The organism is Streptomyces yaizuensis (assembly GCF_034961445.1).
GTDB lineage: Bacteria > Actinomycetota > Actinomycetes > Streptomycetales > Streptomycetaceae > Streptomyces > Streptomyces yaizuensis.
Genome location: NZ_BSBI01000021.1, coordinates 47,835 through 68,625, shown reverse-complemented (window position 1 = coordinate 68,625; position 20,791 = coordinate 47,835). Strand labels below are relative to the sequence as shown.

Annotated in this window: 19 protein-coding genes and 1 pseudogene; 11 read left to right on the top strand and 9 right to left on the bottom strand. The window is 73.2% G+C overall.

The window, feature by feature from the left end; genetic code table 11:
* Positions 1-179: 179 nt before the first annotated feature.
* The gene (locus SYYSPA8_RS35205) at positions 180-1,109 is read left to right on the top strand and encodes a GNAT family N-acetyltransferase (RefSeq protein ID WP_323451526.1); all 930 of its coding nucleotides are present in this window, start codon (positions 180-182) and stop codon (positions 1,107-1,109) included.
* Positions 1,110-1,327: 218 nt separating this feature from the next.
* Here SYYSPA8_RS35205 and SYYSPA8_RS35200 read toward each other — a convergent pair whose 3' ends face one another.
* On the bottom strand, positions 1,328-1,699 hold the full coding sequence (locus tag SYYSPA8_RS35200) for a DUF1048 domain-containing protein (RefSeq protein ID WP_323451525.1): 372 nt from the start codon (positions 1,697-1,699) through the stop codon (positions 1,328-1,330).
* A 2-nt stretch (positions 1,700-1,701) separates the two neighbouring features.
* A complete protein-coding gene (locus SYYSPA8_RS35195) occupies positions 1,702-2,031 on the bottom strand; it encodes a PadR family transcriptional regulator (protein WP_323451524.1) in 330 nt (109 codons plus the stop codon).
* A 193-nt stretch (positions 2,032-2,224) separates the two neighbouring features.
* Here SYYSPA8_RS35195 and SYYSPA8_RS35190 point away from each other — a divergent pair, with 193 nt between their 5' ends.
* Positions 2,225-2,773: a hypothetical protein gene (locus SYYSPA8_RS35190; RefSeq protein WP_323451523.1), complete on the top strand. Its 549-nt coding sequence runs from the start codon at positions 2,225-2,227 to the stop codon at positions 2,771-2,773.
* A gap of 107 nt (positions 2,774-2,880) precedes the next feature.
* Here the strand turns inward: SYYSPA8_RS35190 and SYYSPA8_RS35185 are convergent, their stop codons facing one another.
* Positions 2,881-5,916 (bottom strand): AfsR/SARP family transcriptional regulator, encoded by a 3,036-nt coding sequence (locus tag SYYSPA8_RS35185; RefSeq protein ID WP_323451522.1) that lies wholly within the window; start codon positions 5,914-5,916, stop codon positions 2,881-2,883.
* 453 nt (positions 5,917-6,369) lie between these two features.
* On the opposite strand from SYYSPA8_RS35185, the gene SYYSPA8_RS35180 reads away from it, so the two are divergent.
* Both SYYSPA8_RS35180 and SYYSPA8_RS35175 read left to right on the top strand, forming a co-directional pair.
* Complete coding sequence (locus tag SYYSPA8_RS35180) at positions 6,370-7,137, top strand: hypothetical protein (protein ID WP_323451521.1); 768 nt, start codon at positions 6,370-6,372, stop codon at positions 7,135-7,137.
* On the top strand, positions 7,134-7,730 hold the full coding sequence (locus SYYSPA8_RS35175) for a J domain-containing protein (protein ID WP_323451520.1): 597 nt from the start codon (positions 7,134-7,136) through the stop codon (positions 7,728-7,730). Before SYYSPA8_RS35180 ends, SYYSPA8_RS35175 begins: the two co-directional genes overlap by 4 nt.
* A 16-nt stretch (positions 7,731-7,746) precedes the next feature.
* Here the strand turns inward: SYYSPA8_RS35175 and SYYSPA8_RS35170 are convergent, their stop codons facing one another.
* The 3 genes from SYYSPA8_RS35170 to SYYSPA8_RS35160 are packed head-to-tail and all read right to left on the bottom strand — an operon-like array spanning position 7,747 to position 10,756.
* Positions 7,747-9,903, bottom strand: a complete 2,157-nt coding sequence (locus tag SYYSPA8_RS35170) for a M48 family metalloprotease (RefSeq protein WP_323451519.1) — start codon at positions 9,901-9,903, stop codon at positions 7,747-7,749.
* Positions 9,900-10,610, bottom strand: a complete 711-nt coding sequence (locus SYYSPA8_RS35165; RefSeq protein WP_323451518.1) for an RNA polymerase sigma factor — start codon at positions 10,608-10,610, stop codon at positions 9,900-9,902. Before SYYSPA8_RS35165 ends, SYYSPA8_RS35170 begins: the two co-directional genes overlap by 4 nt.
* Positions 10,607-10,756: a hypothetical protein gene (locus SYYSPA8_RS35160; protein WP_323451517.1), complete on the bottom strand. Its 150-nt coding sequence runs from the start codon at positions 10,754-10,756 to the stop codon at positions 10,607-10,609. Before SYYSPA8_RS35160 ends, SYYSPA8_RS35165 begins: the two co-directional genes overlap by 4 nt.
* A gap of 339 nt (positions 10,757-11,095) precedes the next feature.
* Between SYYSPA8_RS35160 and SYYSPA8_RS35155 the strand changes: the two genes are divergently transcribed.
* Both SYYSPA8_RS35155 and SYYSPA8_RS35150 read left to right on the top strand, forming a co-directional pair.
* On the top strand, positions 11,096-11,281 hold the full coding sequence (locus SYYSPA8_RS35155; protein ID WP_323451570.1) for a hypothetical protein: 186 nt from the start codon (positions 11,096-11,098) through the stop codon (positions 11,279-11,281).
* 331 nt (positions 11,282-11,612) lie between these two features.
* Complete coding sequence (locus SYYSPA8_RS35150; RefSeq protein WP_323451516.1) at positions 11,613-12,545, top strand: hypothetical protein; 933 nt, start codon at positions 11,613-11,615, stop codon at positions 12,543-12,545.
* 436 nt (positions 12,546-12,981) lie between these two features.
* On the opposite strand, the gene SYYSPA8_RS35145 is transcribed toward SYYSPA8_RS35150, so the two are convergent.
* Positions 12,982-13,629, bottom strand: a complete 648-nt coding sequence (locus SYYSPA8_RS35145; protein ID WP_323451515.1) for a TetR/AcrR family transcriptional regulator — start codon at positions 13,627-13,629, stop codon at positions 12,982-12,984.
* A 300-nt stretch (positions 13,630-13,929) separates the two neighbouring features.
* Between SYYSPA8_RS35145 and SYYSPA8_RS35140 the strand changes: the two genes are divergently transcribed.
* From SYYSPA8_RS35140 to SYYSPA8_RS35130, 3 genes are all read left to right on the top strand, one after another.
* Entirely contained in the window at positions 13,930-15,327 is a 1,398-nt protein-coding gene (locus SYYSPA8_RS35140; protein WP_323451514.1) for an MFS transporter, read from the top strand.
* Positions 15,324-16,562 (top strand): FAD-dependent monooxygenase, encoded by a 1,239-nt coding sequence (locus SYYSPA8_RS35135; protein WP_323451513.1) that lies wholly within the window; start codon positions 15,324-15,326, stop codon positions 16,560-16,562. Before SYYSPA8_RS35140 ends, SYYSPA8_RS35135 begins: the two co-directional genes overlap by 4 nt.
* A gap of 107 nt (positions 16,563-16,669) precedes the next feature.
* Complete coding sequence (locus SYYSPA8_RS35130; protein WP_323451512.1) at positions 16,670-17,104, top strand: VOC family protein; 435 nt, start codon at positions 16,670-16,672, stop codon at positions 17,102-17,104.
* Positions 17,105-17,160: 56 nt separating this feature from the next.
* On the opposite strand, the gene SYYSPA8_RS35125 is transcribed toward SYYSPA8_RS35130, so the two are convergent.
* Positions 17,161-17,868, bottom strand: coding sequence for a hypothetical protein (locus SYYSPA8_RS35125; protein ID WP_323451568.1), 708 nt, complete (start codon positions 17,866-17,868; stop codon positions 17,161-17,163).
* Positions 17,869-17,977: 109 nt separating this feature from the next.
* Here SYYSPA8_RS35125 and SYYSPA8_RS35120 point away from each other — a divergent pair, with 109 nt between their 5' ends.
* On the top strand, positions 17,978-19,432 hold the full coding sequence (locus tag SYYSPA8_RS35120; protein WP_323451511.1) for an RICIN domain-containing protein: 1,455 nt from the start codon (positions 17,978-17,980) through the stop codon (positions 19,430-19,432).
* Between the two features lie 256 nt (positions 19,433-19,688).
* On the opposite strand, the pseudogene SYYSPA8_RS35115 reads toward SYYSPA8_RS35120, so the two are convergent.
* A pseudogene (locus SYYSPA8_RS35115) lies at positions 19,689-19,859 on the bottom strand (SAM-dependent methyltransferase); the annotation flags it as partial.
* Positions 19,860-20,225: 366 nt separating this feature from the next.
* Between SYYSPA8_RS35115 and SYYSPA8_RS35110 the strand changes: the two are divergent.
* Positions 20,226-20,702, top strand: a complete 477-nt coding sequence (locus tag SYYSPA8_RS35110; protein ID WP_323451510.1) for a hypothetical protein — start codon at positions 20,226-20,228, stop codon at positions 20,700-20,702.
* Positions 20,703-20,791: the final 89 nt, after the last annotated feature.

The following is a 20,791-nucleotide window of genomic DNA, read 5'->3' as shown; positions in this document are numbered from 1 at the left end:
CCCCTCTCGCGTCCGTCCCGCAGCCCGCCGCGATGTTTGCAGTTTGCCGTTTGCCTTTGATACTTGGATGCCTCGCCGGGACTAGCCGAGGGCGGTGGGGGCAGCGGGCCCTCGGGCCGACGGCTGGCACACCCGTAAATTCGAAGGCCTTACGGGATATCGGCACATAATCTTCCCGCATGACCGTGATCATCCGAACCTTTCGCCCGGAGGACGCCGCCACGGTGTCCGCGATCAGACGTGCCGCCCTCCCCTGTGAACTGACCACTCCCGACTCCGTACTGCACACCCTGCGCACCGCCGACCCCGCCGAGAGGCATCGGCGTCTCGTCGCGGAGGAGGGGGGCGTGATCGCCGGAGTGGCCGACGCGTCCCTCGTCCCCGACGCCCACGAGCCCGGTCAGTCCGCGGTCGCCGTCCGGGTGGATCCCGCCCGGCGCGGCCGGGGCATCGGCACCGCGCTGCTGCGCGCGGCCGAGGAGCATCTGCGGGCCGTGGGGGCCCGGGAGGCCTACGGCTGGGCCGGCGACGAGCCCCGCGCCCGCGCGTTCGCCCGGCGGCACGGCTACGAGTCGCTGGACACCTCCCACTTCCAACGCCTCGACCTGGGACGCGGGCCGCTCCCGGAGCCGTCCGCGCTGCCGCCGGGCACCATCGTCCGCACTGTCGCCGAGTACGCGGCCGACCCGCGCGCGGTCCGTGCCGTCCACCGGGCGGACATCGAGGCCACCACCATCGACCCGGCCGACATCGAGGCCGGGTACGCCGAGTACGAGGAGTGGCTGGAGCACACCTGGAACGACCCGCTGTTCGACCGGGAGCTGTCCACGCTCGTCGTCGAGGACGGCCGGATCGTCTCGCTCGCCTTCGTCGAGTCGGACCGCGCCGGGCGGGGGATGAGCGCCGTGACCGCCACCGTGCCGGAGCACCGGGGCCGTGGGCACGCCACCGCCGCGAAGACGGCCGCTCTGCTGCGGGCCCGTGAGCGGGGCGTGACGGAGATGTTCACCAGCGTCGACACCGGGAACGCGGCGATGCTCGCGATCAACGAGCGGCTGGGGTACGAGATCTGCGGCAGCGAGGTGCGGCAGCGCCGCGCCCTGGGCTGAACGGCGCGGCGCTCCCCGTAAATCCTGCCTGTCCGCTGGTGAACGACCCCATGGGGAGGGGAGCGGCGGGGAGCGGGGTCAGGCATCAGCTTCCCCCCGCCCCGCCGCCGCTGCTACTGCTGCTCGGGCCGGGCGGACCGCCACCTCGACATGCCTGGCGTTCGTCTCACCGAGGGACACCCGCCAGACGCCGGGAACAGCTGGTCGAGTGGTGGATGTCAGACCGCCCCCGCCTCCCCCTCCGCCCGGTCAACCGCCTTGACCAGCCGCTCCCGTTCCCGCGCGGGGACGTACCCGCCGTCCGTGTAGTTCGCGGCGAACGTCTCCACGAACGCGACCGGGTCGTCCCCGACGATGTCGCGTATCGGCGTACCGTCGGCCGCGGCCTGCTCGAACAGCTCGGCGAGGTCCTCGAACTGCGACTCCGCGCTGTCCTGGTCCTTCGGTGTGAGCAGCATCAGGTACCGCTCGATCGCGTCGACCGCCGTGCGGTGGCCGTCGGGAAGCTGCCGGACGCGCGCCTTGTAGGCCCGCCACCGCCGCTTGGGGCCGATCACCTTCGCCATCAGGCCCTCTTCCGTCTCGGACATCGTCATTCGCCTCCTTCGTGGAGCTTTTCCAGTCGTTCCGCGAGGAAGCTCCACGTCCCCCAGAACTCTTCGAGTTGTTCCCGGCCCAGCGCGTTGAGCGAGTACACCTTGCGCGGCGGCCCCTTCTCGGACGGGACCTTCTCCACGTCGACGAGGCCGCGGCGCTCGATCCTGACGAGCAGCGCGTAGACAGTGCCCTCGGCGATCCCGGCGAAGCCCTGTTCCCGCAGCCAGGCCGTGATCTCGTAGCCGTACGCGGGCCGGCGGGACAGGATCGCGAGGACGATCCCCTCCAGCGTGCCCTTGAGCATCTCCGTCAGCTGCTTGCTCATGGGACACCCCCTCTTCAGCTATTCAGTATCGCTGAGTACTGCTACATAGTAACGCTGAATACCGTGGAGGGAAAGGCCGTTGTGCGGTCGTTGAACGCACGTGGTCATGGACGTCGTACGTCCGTTGAGCGGCGCGGGGCATCGTCGTTGCCGTGGGGCGAGATCCGCCCCGCACACGAAGGGAATCACCGACATGCGCAGAATCGTCGCCGTGCTCGCCACGGCCACCGCCCTCGCTCTGTGCACCGCCCTCCCCGCCACCGCCGCCGACACGCCCCGGACCTCCGGAACGGGCGAGCAGTGCGTCGCCGACGTCGCCACGAAGAAAGTGACCTGCTTCGACACCTTCCGTGAGGCGGCGAAGGCCGGTTCGGAAGGAGCGGTCACCACCGCCGACAACCCCGCGGAGCTGAAGGCCGCGATGGGCGCGATGGCCCGTGAGGACTGGGGCAACGGCCGCACCTGGCTCGGCACCGCCTCCTGGGACGCGGGCCACGGCGGCGACTCCCTGTACTTCTGGGGCGACCGCACCTGCCTGACGGGCAACGGCGAGGACTACGCCTGGGACCTGGGCGGCAGCCGCTGGAACGACCAGATCAGCTCGCTCACCCCCAGCTCGGGCTGCTGGATCACCCTGTACCAGCACTCCCAGTGGGGCGGCTCCATGAGCGACCCGTTCAAGTCCCCCGCGGCCGACCTCGGCTGGTGGAACGACCGCACCTCGACGATCTCCTTCGGCTGAGTCCGATCGCACCCCGCCGGGGCGGGAGGGGTTTCCCGGCACCCCTCCCGCCCCGGCACCACGCGAGACCCGGCACCCCGCGTCCCGGAACCCGGGGGCGAAGCCGGTCAGCCGGTCGGCGTGGCGGTGCCCCTCCCGACCCCCATCAGGACCGCGGAGGCCTCCCTCGCCAACGAGACCTCCCCCCACCGCCGGAACGCCTCCAGACACCGTCCGGCCAGCATCCGCGCGACCTGCGTACGCCCCAGGGCGAGCTGTGCCTGCGCCAGCCGCAGCCGGCTGGCCTCCTGCCACAGCCGCAGCCGGCGGACACGGAACATGCCGAGCGCTGCCTCCAGCTGGTCCACCGCCTCCTCCGGCCGGCCCGCGCCGATGAGCACCCGCCCCAGCAGATAGCGGGCGGTGGCCGTGGTGCCGTCGCCGCCGAGCCCTTCCTTGATACGGACGTTCGCCCGCGCCGCCGCGACGGCCTCGTCCAGCCGACCGAGATCCAGCAGCGCGGGCGCCAGATTGCCCAGGGTGCTCCCCTGCGGGAAGAGGTCGCCGCGCTCGTACCAGACCGCCAGCGAGGCCCGGAAGTACGCCACGGCCTCCGCCGCCCGGCCGGCCGAACGCGTCGCGATGCCGAGCCGGTTCAGCGAACGCCCCAGGGTGACCGCGTCCCCGCACTCCCGGCTCGCGTCCCGCGCCGAGCGGAACTCGTCCGTCGCCGCGTCGGCATCCCCCCGGCGGTAGTGCGCGTAGCCGAGCAGATAGCGGCCCCAGCCCTCGGCCCGCCGCTCGCCGCGGGCCACGGCGTTCTCCACCAGCAGCCGGACGACGGTGGCGTACGGGACGAGGTCCGAACCGGACTCGGTCAGATACTCCAGACAGGTCAGGATCTCGGCCACGGAGACGAGATCGGTGCCCGGACGCGTCAGCGCCCCGCACAGCAGCCGCAGGATCCCCTCCGACTCGGCCAGCAGCCGGTCCACGGCACCGTCGATGTCCACCGGGACGAACTCCGGCAGGCGGGTGGGGGCGACGCCGTCGGGCACCGAGTCCCCCGGGTAGAGGAAACGGTCCAGACCGCGGGCGGTCGCCAGCCACAGGTCGAGCAGCCGCTCCAGCGCCTCCTCCCGCTCCCTCGCGGTCTCCCGTTCCGCGCAGCGCTGGCGGGCGAAGTCGCGCATCAGGTCGTGGTAGCGGTAGCGGCCCGGCGCGGGGGCGGACAGCAGCGACACATCCACCAGCCGCTCACAGACCTCCTCCGCCTCCTCCGGGGGCAGGGCGAGCACCGCCGCCGCGGCGGCCCCGGAGAAGGTGTCCCCCTCCACCAGCGACAGCAGCCGGAAGGCCCGGCCCCGCTCCGGGGACAGCCGGTCGTGGCACAGGGCGAACACCGACTCCACCGACAGATCCGCCATCCGGAGCTGCGCCAGCCGTCCGCGCTCGTCGGCGAGCCGGCGGCGCAGCCACTCCAGGGGCCGGTGGGGCCGGGAGCAGAGCCGGGACGCGGCGATCCGCACGGCCAGGGGGAGATGGCCGCAGAGTTCGGTGATCGCCGCCGCCTCCGCGTGCTCGGCGCGGGTGCGCCGCTCCCCGGCGATGCGGGCGAAGAGGGCCAGCGACTCCTCGGGGCTCATCGGGGTCAGGGCGACGGTCCGCCCGTCGGCGATGTCGCCGAGCCAGGAACGGCTGGTCACGATGGCCGCGCTGCCGGGGGCACCGGGCAGCAGCGGACGGATCTGGGCGGAGTCCCGGGCGTTGTCCAGGACGATCAGGACCCGCCGCCCGGCGAGCAGGGACCGGAAGGCCGCCGCCCGGTCCGGGGTCGACTCCGGGACGGCGGACGCGGTGGCGCCCAGGGCGCGCAGGAAGCCGTACAGCGCCGTGCCGGGGGGCACCGGTTCGCCGCCGGCGCCCCGGAGGTCGACGAAGAGCTGCCCGTCGGGGTAGAGGTGCCGGAGCCGGTGGGCGACATGGACCGCCAGCGTGGTCTTGCCGACCCCGCCGAGGCCGACGACGGCGACGGCGGACGCCGTGGGTCCGGGCGCGGCCGCCTCGGCGAGCCTGCGGACGGCATCGTCGCGGCCGGTGAAGTGGCTGGTGTCGGCCGGAAGCTGAGCGGGAACCTGGGCGGGCCGGGCCGTCCGCCCGCCGCTTGCATCCGGTAACTTCGGTAAGTTCGGTAAGTTCGGTAAATCTGGCACGTCCGGTTCACGTTCACGGTGGGTCGCCGACAGGGGGGCGGCCTCTCCGCGAGGGCCCCGGGCACCGTCGTGGTCCGCGTGCTCGTCGCCGGTGCGTTCATGGCCCGTACGTTCGTGGCCGGTGCGGTCATGGGCAGTACGGTCCTGGCCGGTGCGGTCCTGGCCCGTACCGCCGTGGCCCGTACGGTCGTGGCGCGCACGGTCCTGGTCCCCGGATGCCAGGCGCGTCCCGCCCACCGCCTCACCCGAGATGATCCGCTGGTAGAGCGAGGCCAGTTCCGCTGTCGGCCGTACTCCCAGCTCCTCGTCCAGACGCCGCCGCAGCCCCGTGTAGACCGCGATCGCCCGGTCCTGCCGCCCCTGCGCGTACAGAGCCCGTATCAGCAGCCCGTGCGGCCGTTCGCTCAGCGGCTGCTCGGCGCAGAGGGCCGACAGCTCGGCCGCCGCGCCCGCCGCGTCGCCCGCGTCGAGCCGCTGTTCGAGAAGGGCTTCCACGGCGTTCTGCCGCAGCCCGGTGAGCCGGGCCCGCTCGGCCGCCACCCAGCGGCCGCCCAGCCCGAGCAGTGCCTCTCCGCGCCAGAGCGCCAGCGCCTCGGCCCGCATCCCCCGCTCACACAGCGCCAGGAACTCGGCCAGATCCGTGGGGTGGACGGGCATCGCGTACCCCTCGCCGTCCCGCCGCACGGCCCCGGGACCGAACAGCCGCCGCAGCTGGGAGATGTACGTCTGCACCGTGCGCCGGGCCGTGACCGGCGGCCGGTCCTCCCACAGGGCACGGATCAACCGCTCCCGGCCCACCACCCGGCCCTCGGCCAGCAGCAGCACCGCCAGTACCAGGCGTTGCTGCGGTGTGCCCAGCGGTACGGGCTCGTCCCCCCGCCAGGCCCGTACCGCCCCCAGCAGCCCGAAGCGGAGGCCGCCGCCGGCGGCCTCCTCCGTCTCACGGCACAAGTCCGCGCACCCCGAATGCCCCGGCACCTCAGTCCTTTCCTGCCCGTGTACGCGTGCGCCACTGTGGTCGGGGGCTCCCCTCCGCCCCGCCCGTCCCCTCCACCCGCCGAACGATCCGAACAGCCTGCGTGAGGTCTATCGGCCCGCCGCCGCCGGAGTCACCTGGTTTCCCGGCGTGTCGTCAGCCAGGTCCCGGGCCGGGCGGAGGCTGCCGGTCCGCCCGGCTCCCGGCCGGAGCGTTCGGTTCCGGCCACGGCACCCGGGACCGGCCACGGGCGCTTCCGCCGCACGGGATCCGGAGCGTCCCGCTCCTGGAGTTCCCCCGCCGCGCGGCACGGGGCACCATGGGAGGAGCCGGTGTGCGGCGGGGCGCGGACGGCCGAAGGATCGGACAGCCGGACGACCGGACGGTCAGACAGGCGAACAGGCGGACGGGACACGGGGGAGGCGGGCATGGCGTCGAAGCGGCTGCCCTGGCACAGGGGCGACGGCAGAGGATCGGAAATCAGCCGGGCCAAAAAGGGCCCCTTACCGGTCCCGGCGGCCGGGGAGCCGGCCCTTCCGGCCCGCGCCGCCGGGGTGGACGCTCCGCTCCACGGCGCCGGGCGGCTGGGTTTCGTCCGGCGCCCGGGGCGCGACCACTGGTGGGAGCAGCTCAGCCCCAAGGTCCGCGACCGGATGGTGGCCAGGGTCGGGCCGGTCGTCGAGTGGTGGGCGTACTGCCACCGCACGGACGAACAGCGCCCGTACGCGGTGGTGCTGGGTGAGCGGGGCCTCGCCGAGTGCACCCCGACGACCAACGACCGGGGCGGGCCCGCGCAGCTGATCACGGTCGTGCCCTTCGTGCCGTCGTCGCTGCGGCACGCGGTCGTGGTCCAGCGGGCCGGCCGGCGGCCGTCCGGCGGACCGCCCCTGCCGGGCGTCGACCCACCGGACCGGGCCACGGGGGTGGTACCGCTGACGGAGCGGATGCGCGGATTCCTCGGCAATCTGCCGCCGGAGGCCCAATCCCGTTTGCAGTGGCCCTTCGTCAACGGCGACACGCTGGACCGGAGCGACCGCTACTACGTCGGCAGCGACGACGAACTCGACATCTGGTGCTATCTCGCCGGGCGCCGGTGGGTGACCTTCGTGTCGGGCCACGGGACGGGGCTCTCGGGGCCGGCGCACCGCGCGTCGTGGCGGCTCGTCTGCCGGCAGGCCGAGGTGGCGGTCCGATGAGCCAGGCCGCCGGGGAACCGGACCTCTACGCGGTCCTCGGTGTGCCGGGGGACGCCACGGAGGACCAGATCCTGCGGGCGTTCCGGCGCCGGGCCCTCCTCGACCATCCCGACCGGGGCGGCGACGCCGAGACCTTCCGGAGCCTGTACCGGGCCCGCGAGACGCTTCTCGACCCGGCCCGGCGCTCCGCGTACGACCGCCGCCGTTCCGCACGAGCGGCCCCCGGTACGAAGGCCCCGGGTACGAAGGCCCCGGGTACGAAGGCCCCGCGACCGACCGCCCCGGAAACAGCGGGCACCCGTCCGTGGCCGGGCTCCGCTCCCCCGCCCCCGTCCGACACTCCCAACGCGTCCGACCCGTCCGACCCGTCCGACCCGTTCGTCTGGGAGTCCGGCGCGGGTCCGGCGGCCGGCCCGGGGGCGGGGGCGGGGAGCGATCCGGGCCGCACCGACGGCTCCTGGGCGTACACCGATGTCTTCCCGGCTCCCGGACCGGGCGTCTCCTGGCGGCGCGCGGACCGGTTCGGCTGGTGGGACCCCGTCGACCCCGTCACGGAGCCCCCGCCCAAGGGCCGCCGGCGCCGCCACCGCTGACAGGGGCCGGCTCCCGTCAGCGGCAGCCCGCCTCGGTGATCCGCCCGCCCCCGTCACGCGGTACGAGCAGTTCCTCCCCCGCTTTCAGGACATCCCGCGCCCCCATGTCGTTCAGCTCCCGGAGCTTCGCGACGGTGGTCTCGTACCGGCAGGCGATGCCGTACAGGGTGTCGCCCGGCCGCACCGGGACGGAGCGGGGCAACGCGTCGACAAGAAACAGCCGGTCGCGGTAGGACAGCGTCGGACGCGACGGATCGTCCAGGAAGTACCGCGCGAGGCCGGTGATCTCCGGCAGCGGCGTGGCACCCGGCAAAGGAGTGGCGCCCGTCACCGGGTCCGGGATCGGGTCCGGGATCGGGTCCGGGGTCGGGGTCGGCAGGTACCCGGGCAGCGGACCGCCCGGTGTCCAGCCCTCCGGCATGTTCCGCAGGATCGACGCGGTGTCCGCCTGCCGCGTCCGATAGGCATCCGACCAGCCAGTCTGGACCAGCATCACCCCCCACACCGCGAACAGGACGCCCATCGTGCCGAGGGTGAACCAGCGCACTCTCTTCTGCCGCCGCAGCTCCGCCAGCACGAACTCCGGTACGCGCCGGGTGACCCGCTCCCCCCTGGTGCGTCCCGCCGGGGCGGGCACGGTACGCAGGGCCAGCGGTACGGGCGCCGCCACGTCCAGGCCGAGCCGCGCCAGCTCGCGGCGGAGGCGGTCCACGCCCGCCGGGCCCCGGACGGCGGCCGTCACCAGCTCCTCCAGCACCTGGCCGGAGCCCTGGTGGCAGACCAGCCGGTACCCCTCGGTCCAGCTCAGTGACCAGCGCGCCAGGCCGGCGCCCGCCAGCGCCTGCCCGGTCAGCGCGTACAGCGCCTCGATCAGCTGCTCCCCGGCCGATGGCGCGTCCGTGAACTGCCGTACCAGCTCCCCTTGATCGCCGTGTTCCAGCAGGTCCAGCACGGTGCCGAGGGTCGGGCGGGCGCTCACGCCGACGCCGCGCACCGCGTCCAGGAGCAGGCTCGCCGGCTCGATCGCGAACGCCTCGGCGGCCAGGTCGGCCCACTGTTGCCGGGGCAGCGCGGTCGGCTCGGTCCGCGCCTCGGCGAGCATCCGCCGCTCCACCCGGGCCACCGGCCGCCGGTCGGCCAGCAGCGGCCCGGCCCCGGCGGCGGCGGCCGGGGGTGCCCCACCGGTCCGTGCCTCGATCAGGGCCAGCCGCCGGACCAGCGGCGGATGGGAGTCCAGCGGGGAGCTGCCCGCCTCGACCGGGTGGGCGTGCCGCTCGGCCAGCCGTTCCCGTACGTCCGGGTCCTCCAGCATCGCGGCGAATGCCCCGAAGACGTCGTCCGGGACGAATCCGAGCCCCTGGACGGGCCGCAGGAAACGGTCGAGGAATCCGTTCCACGCGAGACCGAGCGCGTGCACGGCGCGCAGCGCCCCGGCGGTGGCCTCCGGGCCCACCACGGAGACCGCGTCCGCGTCGGCCTCCAGCTCCTGGCGGCGGCGTACGGCGAGGGTCAGCCGCAGATACAGCGACGCGTAGCGGGCGACCACCCAGTGGAACATCCGGGAGTAGCCGAAGAACCCCTGCTCGGACGCGTCGGTCAGGCGGAGGCGGAAGAGGGTGAAGCGCAGGGATTCCGCCCCCCGGTAGGAGATCGCGCCGAACCGGGTGTGCCGGCCCGCGTAGTGGCCCAGCTCATGGGCGAGCACCGCGCGCAGCCGCGCCGGTTCGAGATCGTCCAGCAGGGGCACCCCGACGTACAGGGTCCGCTCGCCGACGAACAGGCCGAGCAGCCGTGCCTCCTCCGACACCGACGCGTTGACCTCGGGTGTCAGCAGGATCCGGCCGGGCGGGCGGGTGCCGAGGCGTTCCGCGAGATCCTCGACCAGCCGCCACAGGCCGGGGGCCTCCTGCCGGCGCACGAGCACCGCGCCGGGGGGTGCTTCCGCGACGCCGCTGACCGTCACCAGCCCGTAGGCGAGGGCGAATCCTGCGGGGATGCCGCCGCCGACGACCATCGCCCAGCTGCCGATCTGCGCGGGCGTCTCCACTATCCCGTAGAGCATGAGCGCCACGAACGCCGCGTCGAGGGCGAGCAGGGTGCAGACGACTCCGTAGAAACCGGCCAGCAGGGTGACGGCCAGCAGTCCGCGCAGTCCCCCCAGCACCGCTCTCACGGCCGCTCCTTCAGCCGCCGGGCCAGCGCGGCGCGGGCGCGCTCCGGCTCCTGCGGGTCCGCGAGGAGGGCGGCCCGCAGCCAGGCCTCGGTCTCCCGGAGCGCCCGGTCGACCGGGTCGGCCGCGCCAAGGCCCGTTCCGGCCGGCCGGATCCGGTCGCGCTCGCCCCGGCCCGGGCCCACCATGAACGCCTCGCGACCGCTCATCTCCGCGTCGGCCATGCCCAGCGCCTCCCTGAGTGTCCGGCGGGCCTTCGACACATTCGCGGCGACGCCGCCCCGCGTCATCCGCAGCGCCTTGGCGATGTCCTGCTGCGACCACCCGTGCAGACAGAACAGCACCATGGTGACCCGCTGCCGGGGCGGCAGGGCGCCGAGCAGCCGCAGCACCTCGCGCGCCTCGGCGGTCCGCTCGGGTCCCGCCTGCACCGGCACCGGCAGATCGGGCAGCCGGTCCTGACCCTGCCGCTGTCTGCGGTACGTCTTCCACAGCCGCTGGACGACGACCCGGTACACCCATGCCTCGGGGAGTTCGTAGCCGGCGATCCGGTCCCAGGCCCGGTATGCCTCGGCGAATCCCTCCTGCACGGCGTCCTCGGCGTCCTCCCGGTTGCCGCACAACATGATCGCCTGGGCCAGGAGGCGTGGATGGGAGCAGGAGAAGAAGGTCTCGAAGTCACGCGTCCGCGCGACCGGTTCCCCGTTCACGGGCGGACCTCCCGCGCCGGCCGTGTGCCCGGGTCCGTCAGCGCGTACAACAGCCGGGCGCACACCGTCACCAGCGCGACCGACTCGACCGGCTCGACCGGCTCAAGCAGCTCGAACGGTTCGACCAGCACCACAGGGTCCAGCATCCTCAGCGTCCTTCCTCCGGCAACCGATGCCGACGCACCGATGGCGTCGACACCCGGATACAGCCGCCGGCGCCCCCCGCGTTTACCCGGTTCCACGTGGTGCCGGAATTCCATGATGGCGGCGCCCGCCCCCGGTGGCGCCCGTTCCGCCGCGTACGTCTTCGGGTACGTCCGCCCGCGTACGCTCCCTGGCGTACGCGGACTCGGCCGGGGCGCGCGCTCGACGGCTGACGGCCGTACCGGCCGGTGGGAAGGGAACCGCGCGGGCTCGCGGGCCATCCTTGTGTTCGGGACGGTCGTCGTGGCCGTACGGAACTGTGGGAACGGGCGGGTGGGCACGTGGTCCTGATGCTGATCGGTGTTCTGGTGCTCGCCGTCTTCGGGTGTGCGTGCGTGGTGTGGTCCGGGCGCGGCGGGCCGCCCTGGACCAGGAAGGTGGCGGCGGTGACCCTGGCCGCCGGGACGGTCGTGCGCGTGCTCGGGAAGAGCCGGGGCGGAAGCCGGGGCAACGACGTCGACGCGTAGCCCCTCACGTCGAAGCCTCCGTTGACCTGCGGGTTTCGTCTGACATGGGCTGTTGAGGCGACCGCGAACGTTCCCTGGCCCCGACGGAGGCGGGGCCGCGGACGGGGCCCGTCGTATCGAGTGTCTGGACGCCGAGGTGGAGCGGGCCCGGGCCCTGGAGCGGTGGAACGAGGACCACTCTGCTTGGCACCACCGCTGACCGTCCTGGGGCGCGCGGGCGGCCGGTTGAGTAGAAGGCCGGGCCGGGCTGAGTGCGAGTGCTCAGGGCGGGGCGCCGAACTCCTCGTACCGTCGGGGGTGGTGGTCGAGCGGACCGGACGGCGGGGAGCCCATGAACGCACTCATACAGCACGCGAGCGCTGGTTCCTGCGCGTCGGAGGAGTGGCCGATGCTCTACCTGGGCGTGGTAGCCGTCCTCGCGGGGTGCGGGTTCCTGGTCAACCTGATCGCGCTCTGGGTGTGCGTCAACGTCGAACAGCCGGTCAGGACGTGGGCGGTGGCGATGGTCCTGCTGCCGTGGATCGGCCTGGTCGTGGCGTTGGTGGCGGCCGTGGGGCTCGGCCTCGACGCGGCGGACCGGGGCGGGTCACCCTGGTGGTTCCTGCTCGCGGGAGCCGGGGCGCACCTGGGGGCGCTGGCCGTAGTGGCCCTTCTGGCCCGGTCCGCCACGCGGAGGGCCTGCCGTGATGGCGTCCCGGCGCCGGACACGGCCGCGCCCGGCGCGCGGACCGGTGGGACACGTGCCCCCTCGGAACCGGCGCGGTCGCGGCCCTCCGCCGTCCCCGTCGACTCGCCCCGCTCGCACGAGGAGTGGCGGGCCCGGGTGATCCGCAGGCCGGACGACGTGGGATACGGGGTCCTGCTGCCGTGGCTGGCCGAGAAGTACTTCGCGCACCACCACCGCCTGGTGGACCGGCACCTGCCCTCCGGCCGCCACCCCGGAGAGACCGCCACCGCAGACGACGCGCTCGCGGTCCTCGCCCTGGGTGAGAGCATGCACCGCATGCTCTTCCGGGACCGCTCCTGGTTCGTGCACGACGCCATGAGGTGGGGTGCCACCTGGAACGAGGTGGCGGCCGCGCTGGACGTGACGACGGGCCGGGCCCGGTCCGTCCTCCGGTCCTACGCAGAGACGCAGCGGGAGCTGTACGGGGAGACCGAGAGGACGGGTGACCGGCCCTTGGGCTACTCCCCCGAGAAGTACCGCGCCGCGCTGGCGCTCATCAGGCTCGCCGACGACGCCCGGTCACCGTCCGCCGCGTAGCGGGACGGACGGACTCGGTCCAGGTCGGGGATGAGCAGGCAGCTCCTGACGCCGTGCCGGGGACGGTACCCGCCGACGTCCTCACGGACCACCCTCTCGGGACCGCAGCGCCTCGGTGGCGGCATCGCCCGGCCGGCCGCCGTCCCCCGGCCGCCGGGCGCTCGGCGGGGTTTCGGCCCAGAATCCCAACGGGCCGCCCGGTCGGGGGGCCGCCGGGCCCGGGTCGGAGCCCCGGGCGGCGGGTCCGGCCGGACCTCGGCCGCCGGTCACCAGATTCCCCCGCGCCCCCGGCAGACGACAAGTACCCACAAAAAAGTGGGCGCGACGGGGAGGGAACGAAGGGGTACCGGGCTGAGTGAGTCAGTACCCCCTCGGCCTCCGGCCCGGCTCCGGTCCCTACCGACGATGCGGCATGACGCCACGTGCGGGTCGAGCCCTACCGGGTCCGGTAGGCCCGGAGGAAGGTCCGCACCCCCTCGACGACGATCGGCCGGACGCGGGCGTCCTCCACGGCGTTCGCGGAACCGAGCCGGTCCAGCGCGACGCCGAAGGTCAGCGCGATGAACTGGTCGGCCGCGAGCCGGGGGTCGGGGACGTGGAGCAGCCCGGCCGCGGCGAAGGCGGCGAACCGCTCGGCGAGTGCCTCGTCGGGGGTGTCGGCCATGGCGTTGTAGCACCCGTGCGGCAGATGGCCGAATTCCGCCCGTACCAGCCGTTGCAGCGTCGCGTACTCCGACGAGTCGAGCATGCCGGTCGCGATCCGCATCGAGAACGTGACCAGGACGTCCTCCAGGTCGGCGGCCTCGGTGCGGTCGGTGAGGGTGTCGTCGAGGGTCTGCCGGATCGTGGTGATCAGTGACTCGCCGATGGCGTCGACAACGGCTTTCAGCAGGGACTGCTTGTCGCCGAAGTAGTCGTAGACCGTCCGCTTGGACACCTCGGCCCGGGCGGCGACCGCGTCGACGCTGGACCGGTCGAAGCCTTCGGCGAGGAAGAGTTCCCGGGCCGCCATGAGGATGGCGGCCCGTTTTCGCGCGGACCCCTCGCGCAGTGTCTTCGTGGTCGGCGTGTTCGTTGTCGGCATGGGCACATCCTAACCTTCTACACTGCACGGTGTAGTGTAATGCTGGTTCGGTGCGGACCGCACCGTCCTGCACCAACTCCGCGCGTACGAGCCGGACATGCTCCGCATCGGACGACTCGCACACCGCTTCCCGGGGTCCACCCCGCCGGACGGCCCCGGACCTGTCCGCACCGCCAGCACCATGCACACCGCGTGAACGGCCGCCGGGCCGGGCCCCGCTGAACAGCGCCACAGCTCAACAGCTCAACAGCCTTACGGCCCACCTGCCCTTACCGCCCGGCAATGACGGAAAGGATGTCCATGACCGCAACCCTGGCTCCCCCGGTCCGCATCGGAAAGGCCCCCGTCCGGGCCCTCGGCGCGCTCGCAGTCGCCAGTGGCGCCCTGGAGTCGGTGGTGACACCGACGCTCCCGCTCCTCCAGCGCGAGCTGGACATGAGCCCCGCGGAAGGCGCGTTACTCAGCATCATGCTCCTCATCACCGGCGCGCTCACCACGCCGCTCGCAGGCAAGCTCGGCGACCGCTACGGCGGAAAACGAGTCCTGATCCGGCTGATGGCCGTGGTCTGCGCCGGCGGTCTGGTGTCCTCCCTGGCGCCGAACCTGCCCGTGCTGCTGCTCGGTCAGGTGCTTCAGGGGGCGATGGTGGGCGCGCTGCCCCTGTCGTTCATCCTGGTACGCAAGCTCCTCCCCGCAGGGGAGTCGAAGATGGCCATCGGGACCCTCAGCGGACTGTTCGTCGGCGGCGGGATGGCGGGAACGCTGTCCGCCGGGCCCGTGGCGGAAGGGCTGTCCCGGCACTGGATGTTCGCGCTGCCGACGATCGCGGTCGTCGGGGCCACCCTGCTGGTGAACAGGCTGGTGCCGAGGGACCCGCCGGGCCGCTCGGACGACGCCGGTGTCGACTGGCCCGGCCTGCTCCTCCTGAGCGGGACGCTGATCACCCTCATGCTCGTCCTCGCGCTGGCGCCCGAACTCGCCGCCCAGCCCCTCCTGCTCGGCGCCCTCGTCGTGGCGCTGGCCGCCTTCGTGACCGGGTGGATCGCCGTCGAGCGCCGTGCGGCCGCGCCGATGGTCGATCTGCGCATGCTGGCCCGGCCCACGGTGTGGAAGTCGTGCGTGGTGACGTTCGTGATGTGCGTCGGCACCTCGGTGGCGCTCTATCTCGTCCCGCAGCTGCTCGCGGTGCCCGCCGACGCGTACGGCTTCGGGGCCGGCGCCACCGAGATCGGCTTCTTCCTGCTGCCCGGTGTCGTGGCCGCGTCCGTGGCCGGGGTGGTGAGCGGGATCGGAGTGCGGCGTTTCGGCCCGCGTGCCGTGGTCGTCTCCGGGATCGTCCTCATGGCCGTCTCCCTCGTCACCCTGGCGGCCGTGCACACCGAGGTCTGGCACCTCGTGATCGGGAAGGTGGCGATCGCGCTCGCCAACGGCCTGTGCATCACGGCGTTGCTGACCAGCACCGCCACATCCGTCGATCAGGGCGACACCGGCATCGCCACCAGCCTGCTCCTGGTGACCCGCGTGCTCGGCTTCGCCGTGGGTATGCAGGTCAGTGGCGCGATCCTCACCGCCGGGACCCCTGCCGGGTCGGACATCCCGGCCGAATCGGCCTTCGTCGCCGGCTTCGTCATGGCGGGCGCCCTCACCGCACTGTCCCTGCTCGTCGCCCGCACCCTGAAGAAAGGAGTCACGGCATGACCCGCGCCGGCCTCTCCGGCCCCCTCCGGACCGTGCCGAGGCGCACCGCCCTGATTTCCGGGGCGGGCATCGCCGGGCCCGCCCTCGCGTTCTGGCTGAACCGCTGCGGATTCGCGGTCACGGTGGTCGAGAAGGCGGGCACGCTCCGTGACGGCGGCTATCCCGTCGATGTACGCGGCACCGCGCTGGAGGTCGTCCGCAGGATGGGAATCCTGCCGCGGCTGCGGAAGGCGCACATCGACCTGCGCCGGCTGACCTTCCTCGACGGGGACGGCGGTGTGGTGGCCTCGGTCGACCCGCACACCGTCACCGGCGGTGTCGCCGGGCGGGACCTGGAGGTACGGCGCGGGGATCTGACGCGTGTGCTCCACACGGCGGTCCGTGACGACGTGGAGTTCCTGTTCGGCGACTCCATCGACACCCTCGACCAGTCCGGCCACGGGGTCGACGTCGCCTTCCACGGGGGCGGCAGGCGTACGTTCGACCTGGTGTTCGGTGCGGACGGTCTGCACTCCCGTACCCGCGCGTCCCTGTTCGGACCCGAAGAGCGGTTCCACCGGTACCTCGGCCACTGCTTCGCCGGGTTCACCCTGCGCAACACCTTCGGCCTCCGCCGCGAGACCGTGCTGTGGAACACGCCGGGCAGGGCCGCCGCCCTCTACGCGGTGGGGGACGCGGGGGACACCGGGGGCAAGGACGACGTGCACGCCTTCTTGAACTTCGCCCACCCGGAGCAGCCGTTCGGCGCGTTCCGGGATCCGCGGGCCCAACGGGACCTGCTGGCCTCGGTCTTCGCCGACGCGGGCTGGGAGGTCCCCGGCATGCTCGCCGCCCTGCGCGACGCGGACGACCTGTTCTTCGACGGGGCCGGCCAGATCCGTATGCCCCGCTGGTCCCATGGCAGGGTCGCGCTGGTGGGCGACGCCGCGTACGCGCCCTCGTTCCTCACCGGGCAGGGCTCCAGCCTCGCGCTCGTCGGCGCGTACATGCTGGCCGGCTCCCTGGCCGACCGGGACCACACCGCCGGCTTCGCCGCCTACGAACACCGCACCCGCGAGTTCGTGACCGTGAACCAGGACCAGGCCGGTGAGAACGGCGGCGCGCTCTTCCCGACCACCGCACGGGCCCTGGAGCGGCGCAACGCCATGCTGCGGGGCCTCGGCACCGCACCCGTCACGGAGGGGAGACCAGCCCATTCGGCCCTCGCCCTGCCCGAGTTCACGCCCCTGGGGTGAGCCCGCCGAGGGCGCCCCGGGCGGGGCCCCGGCCCGGGTCACGGCCCGGGTCACGGCCGGGAAAAAACCATCCGGCGGGCGACAGAACCCCCTGCTACGGTGGCCCGATGCCTTCGATCAAACAGTTCCAGGTCACCTTCGACTGCGCGGAACCCGAGCGTGTCGCTCGTTTCTGGTGCGAGGTGCTGGGGTACGTCCTGCCGCCGGTGCCCAAGGGGTTCGACACGTGGGACGCCTACCACCACTCGCTGCCGCCCGAGCGGCAGGGGAAGTGGTTCGCCTGCGTCGATCCCTCGGGGGTGGGCCCGCGGCTGCTCTTCCTGCGCGTTCCCGAGGGCAAGGTCGTCAAGAACCGGGTGCATCTGGACGTGCGGGCCGGCACCGGCCTCGTGGGCGATGAGCGCCTGGCCGCGCTGGAGGCCGAGTGCGCACGGCTGATCCCGCTCGGCGCGGTGCACGTGCGGACGCTGTACGCCGATGGCTTCGACGAGTCGTGCATCGTGATGCAGGACGTCGAGGGCAACGAGTTCTGTCTCGACTGAGGCCGTGTCCTGCGCGGTGCGGCGCACGAGGTGCTCGCCGCCGCGCAGGACCGGGTTCACAGCTCCCACCACCAGGTTTCCAGGTCGTCGCGATCGGCGGACTCCGCGGGGACGGCGTAGGGCGACCGCTGCGCCAGAGGTAGGGCACCGGTACGGCGGACCACGGCGCGCAGGTCCCGCACGGCGGGCATCCCGGCCAGTTCGGCGACGTCGAAGGGGCAGCCGGCCGGACCGCCCAGGAGCGTCGCGCAGCCGAACGCGTACCACAGGCCGATGAGTTCGTGATCCCGCTGCCCTTCGGCGGCGACGGCGACCTCGCGGACCACCTCGATCAGCCGGGTGCGGCGCGGTGGGACGGCGTCGGGGCCGTGGAGTTCGCCGGCGGCGGCCATGCGCCGCCACAGCGCGGTGCCCGCGTCGCAGTAGAGGAAGGGCGGTTCGACGTAGCCGTCCTCCAGCCAGGACTCGTAGCCCTCGAAGCCGGGGGCGTCCTCGTCGAAGGTGCGCAGGCCGGTGAACCCGGCCAGGGAGTCGAAGTACGCGGGCCGCTCGGCGTAGTCGGGATGCCGGCCGACCGGGAACCGGTACGTGTGGCCGCGCCGCAGCAGGATGTCCATCACGCGGAAGTGCGTGAACGAGCAGTCGTACCCGCTCTGGAAGCCGTACAGCGCCGCGAACCAGTCCCGGACGCGCGGGTCGTCCGGCTCGGCGTGGCCGTCCAGGACGCGGACCGAGTCCGCGACCAGGTCCTCGATCTCATGCATGGACACCGGGTGTTCCCTCCGTGAGCCGCCAGGACGTGCCCGCTCCTCATGAACGCCGGCCCGCCCTCCGTTGATCAGATGTTTATATGTACTCGACAAACTCCGCGACATGATCTTCCGACCGACACCAGTACGGCTGACCTCGCGGATCCGGGGCGCCGCCGTTCTGGCCCTCGCCACCGCCACCCTCTCGACCCTCGTCGCCGGGGGCGCGGCGCGGGCCGACACTGCCCGTCCCGCCACGGAGCCCCGTACCACCGCGACTCCCGCAGCCCCCACGGCGGCCTCCGCCGTCTCCCTCGCCGACCCGAAGTCCCAGGTCATCGAGGACAAGAAACTTCCCGTGCCGTCGCGGAAGGCCCGCAGCGGCTCGGTGGGCATCACCTCCGTCCCGCGCTGCGACGGGAACGGCACCAGCGGCCCCCGGGTCCAGCTGCTGTACGTCCGCGGCGACCGGCAGCCCGACCGGCTGGAGCAGTTCCGCGCCGAGTTCCAGTCCCGTGCCGTCAACCTCAACAGCAAGTTCGTGGAGGCGTCCGAGCGGATGGGGGAGCGCCGCGAGGTCCGTTTCGTCCATGACGCGAACTGTCGCCCGACCATCACGCGGGTCGTCGTCCCCCAGGCCGCCATCGACGGCAACGGCGAGCCCACCCAGCGCGCGGTGGTGGCCCAGGGCTACAACAGCAACGACCGCAAGTACCTGGTCTGGGCCGAGAACAACGTGTGCGGTCTCGGCTTCGGTCACTACGACGACCAGCGTCCCGGACAGGAGAACTTCAACAACACCAACGCGGGCTGGCCGATGGTCGGCATGGGGCCCATCGGGTGCTTCGACGACGGTGCCAACGTCGATGTGCACGAGGTCCTGCACACCATGGGAGCGGTCCAGTCGAACGCGCCCAAGTCGAACGGGGGCGGCGCCCACTGCTACGTACAGGGCGACCTGATGTGCTACAACGACGGACGCCTCCCCAACCCGCCGGGCCGGCTGATCCCCTGTGACTACCCGGAGCGGGATGTCATCGACTGCAACCGCGACATGTACTTCAACCCGAGGCCCCGGCCCGGCAGCTACCTCGACCGCAACTGGAACATAGCGAACAGCCGCTTCCTGATCCGGGGCGGCGGCTCCACGAACCCCGTGCCGGCCGGCGCGCAGCTGCGGAGCGCGGTCGGCGGCTGGGCCGCCGATGTGGACATGGCGAACACCGCCAACGGCACCAAGGTCAAGGCCGAGGTGAGCAGCGGCCACCAGGCCCAGCGCTGGAACCTGGACCGGCTCGCCGACAGCCGCTACCGGATCACACCGGCCCTCGACACGGGCAAGGCGCTGGACTCGAACACCGACCGCTCCCGGGTGGTGGACGGTACGAGCCACTTCGCCCAGATCTGGAGCTGGGGCAACGGCGAGAACCAGAAGTGGACCCTGCGTCAGATCGCGGGTGGCCGGTACGAGATCGTCGGCAATGACGGCGGCTGTCTGACCGCGTCCCGGCACGGCGCCGCGCTCGGGGTCTGGAGCTGCGACAACACCGACAGCCAGCGGTGGACGCTGGCGCCCTGACGCCGACCCGTCCGGTGCCGATCCGTCCGGTGCGGCGGACGGCCCGGTCGGCTGCACCGGCCGGGGCCGGGCTGGCCTGGCCGGGGGCCGGGGAAGCGGTGCGCCGAGGTCCGCGCAGGTGTCGAGGACCTCGTTCGCGCGCTCGACCTGGGTGAGGCCATCGGTCTCGCCGGCCCCGGTCCGGGGCGGTGGGGCGTCACCGTGGCGCTCGCGGCGGTGACGCGTGGGCATGGAGTCCTTCCTGACGAGTCCTACGGTGTGAGCTGACGAGGTCGAACGCGCCGCGCGGGAAGGTCTCGCGCAGATCGTGCCGCTCGGCGGTGATCCCTTCGCCCAGGCCGTGCGAGCGGGCGAGGCGCCCGACGGCCACGCCCGAGACGTCGACCGCGGTGACGCGCCACCCCTGGCGGGCGAGCCAGACGAGGTCCGGCGTCCCGCGGGGTCCGGCGTCCGGCGGGGTCCGGCGTCCGGCACGCCGGTGTAGCGATCAGCCCGCGCGGAGATGAAGCCCCCATGGTGACTGGATGGGCGCGCGCCGGTGAGCACCTTCGCCTGCACGGAGCCTCGTACGTGGGAATCGTGGCGGTGGTGGGCACCGTGCTGGCCGGGCAGTTGCAGGCGTCCAGCATGCTGGAGACGGGGCGGCAGCAGGTGGCGGGGACGCTGGAGGCGACTAGGGTCTTTCGTTTGGATCAGGCTGGGTGAGGGAGCGGGGTCTGGTGCCGTGCATCGCAAGGCGGAGGATTGAGCCACTGCGGAGCATTGGTGATTGACGACAACGCGGCGAGGTGCGGTGCCAGGGCACGCGAGCCCCAGCAAGATCCAAACGAGAGGCCCTAGGTCCCAGGTCGCCCGGCAGAAGGAGTCCGACCGCGTCCACGAGCAGATCACGCGCTACGGCGAGCTGGTCCAGGCGTCGACCCGTATGCGGCTGCTGATGGGGCGTTTCGAGCGGCTCGCCGACCGGGAGAAGCGGGACGCCGGCGTCGTGGGCGAGCTGACGCGGGACACGGACCGGCTGGCCGCCAGTGCGGCGTCGGCTTCGGTCATCCTCCAGGCGCACCCGGAGAAGTCGGTGCGGGAGAACGCCCACGGGATCGCGTTCACGCTGCCGTACGCGGCACAGTGTCTGGAGAGCGGACTGCCGGGAAACACCCGCGGCTACCAGGTGGACTACCCCGGCCGCGGGCCGGTCGGCTGCGACACGCTGCGGCAGTGGCTGGAGCAGCACGAACGCAAGCTGGCCGAGAGGCCCCCCAGATTCTCCTGAACGGGGGGCTGTTGCCGCGCGCTCCCCGCCCCGGCCCCGGTCGGGCGCTCACGCTCGGGGCCGGGCTCGGGCTCGGGCGGGCCGGGCGG

Excerpts from the sequence above, each read along its gene's own strand:
- SYYSPA8_RS35205 (WP_323451526.1), top strand. The coding sequence starts at position 180 with ATGACCGTGATCATCCGAACCTTTCGCCCGGAGGACGCCGCCACGGTG.
- SYYSPA8_RS35200 (WP_323451525.1), bottom strand. The coding sequence starts at position 1,699 with ATGTCCGAGACGGAAGAGGGCCTGATGGCGAAGGTGATCGGCCCCAAG.
- SYYSPA8_RS35195 (WP_323451524.1), bottom strand. The coding sequence starts at position 2,031 with ATGAGCAAGCAGCTGACGGAGATGCTCAAGGGCACGCTGGAGGGGATC.
- SYYSPA8_RS35190 (WP_323451523.1), top strand. The coding sequence starts at position 2,225 with ATGCGCAGAATCGTCGCCGTGCTCGCCACGGCCACCGCCCTCGCTCTG.
- SYYSPA8_RS35180 (WP_323451521.1), top strand. The coding sequence starts at position 6,370 with ATGGCGTCGAAGCGGCTGCCCTGGCACAGGGGCGACGGCAGAGGATCG.
- SYYSPA8_RS35175 (WP_323451520.1), top strand. The coding sequence starts at position 7,134 with ATGAGCCAGGCCGCCGGGGAACCGGACCTCTACGCGGTCCTCGGTGTG.
- SYYSPA8_RS35160 (WP_323451517.1), bottom strand. The coding sequence starts at position 10,756 with ATGCTGGACCCTGTGGTGCTGGTCGAACCGTTCGAGCTGCTTGAGCCG.
- SYYSPA8_RS35150 (WP_323451516.1), top strand. The coding sequence starts at position 11,613 with ATGAACGCACTCATACAGCACGCGAGCGCTGGTTCCTGCGCGTCGGAG.
- SYYSPA8_RS35145 (WP_323451515.1), bottom strand. The coding sequence starts at position 13,629 with ATGCCGACAACGAACACGCCGACCACGAAGACACTGCGCGAGGGGTCC.
- SYYSPA8_RS35140 (WP_323451514.1), top strand. The coding sequence starts at position 13,930 with ATGACCGCAACCCTGGCTCCCCCGGTCCGCATCGGAAAGGCCCCCGTC.
- SYYSPA8_RS35135 (WP_323451513.1), top strand. The coding sequence starts at position 15,324 with ATGACCCGCGCCGGCCTCTCCGGCCCCCTCCGGACCGTGCCGAGGCGC.
- SYYSPA8_RS35130 (WP_323451512.1), top strand. The coding sequence starts at position 16,670 with ATGCCTTCGATCAAACAGTTCCAGGTCACCTTCGACTGCGCGGAACCC.
- SYYSPA8_RS35125 (WP_323451568.1), bottom strand. The coding sequence starts at position 17,868 with ATGCATGAGATCGAGGACCTGGTCGCGGACTCGGTCCGCGTCCTGGAC.
- SYYSPA8_RS35120 (WP_323451511.1), top strand. The coding sequence starts at position 17,978 with ATGATCTTCCGACCGACACCAGTACGGCTGACCTCGCGGATCCGGGGC.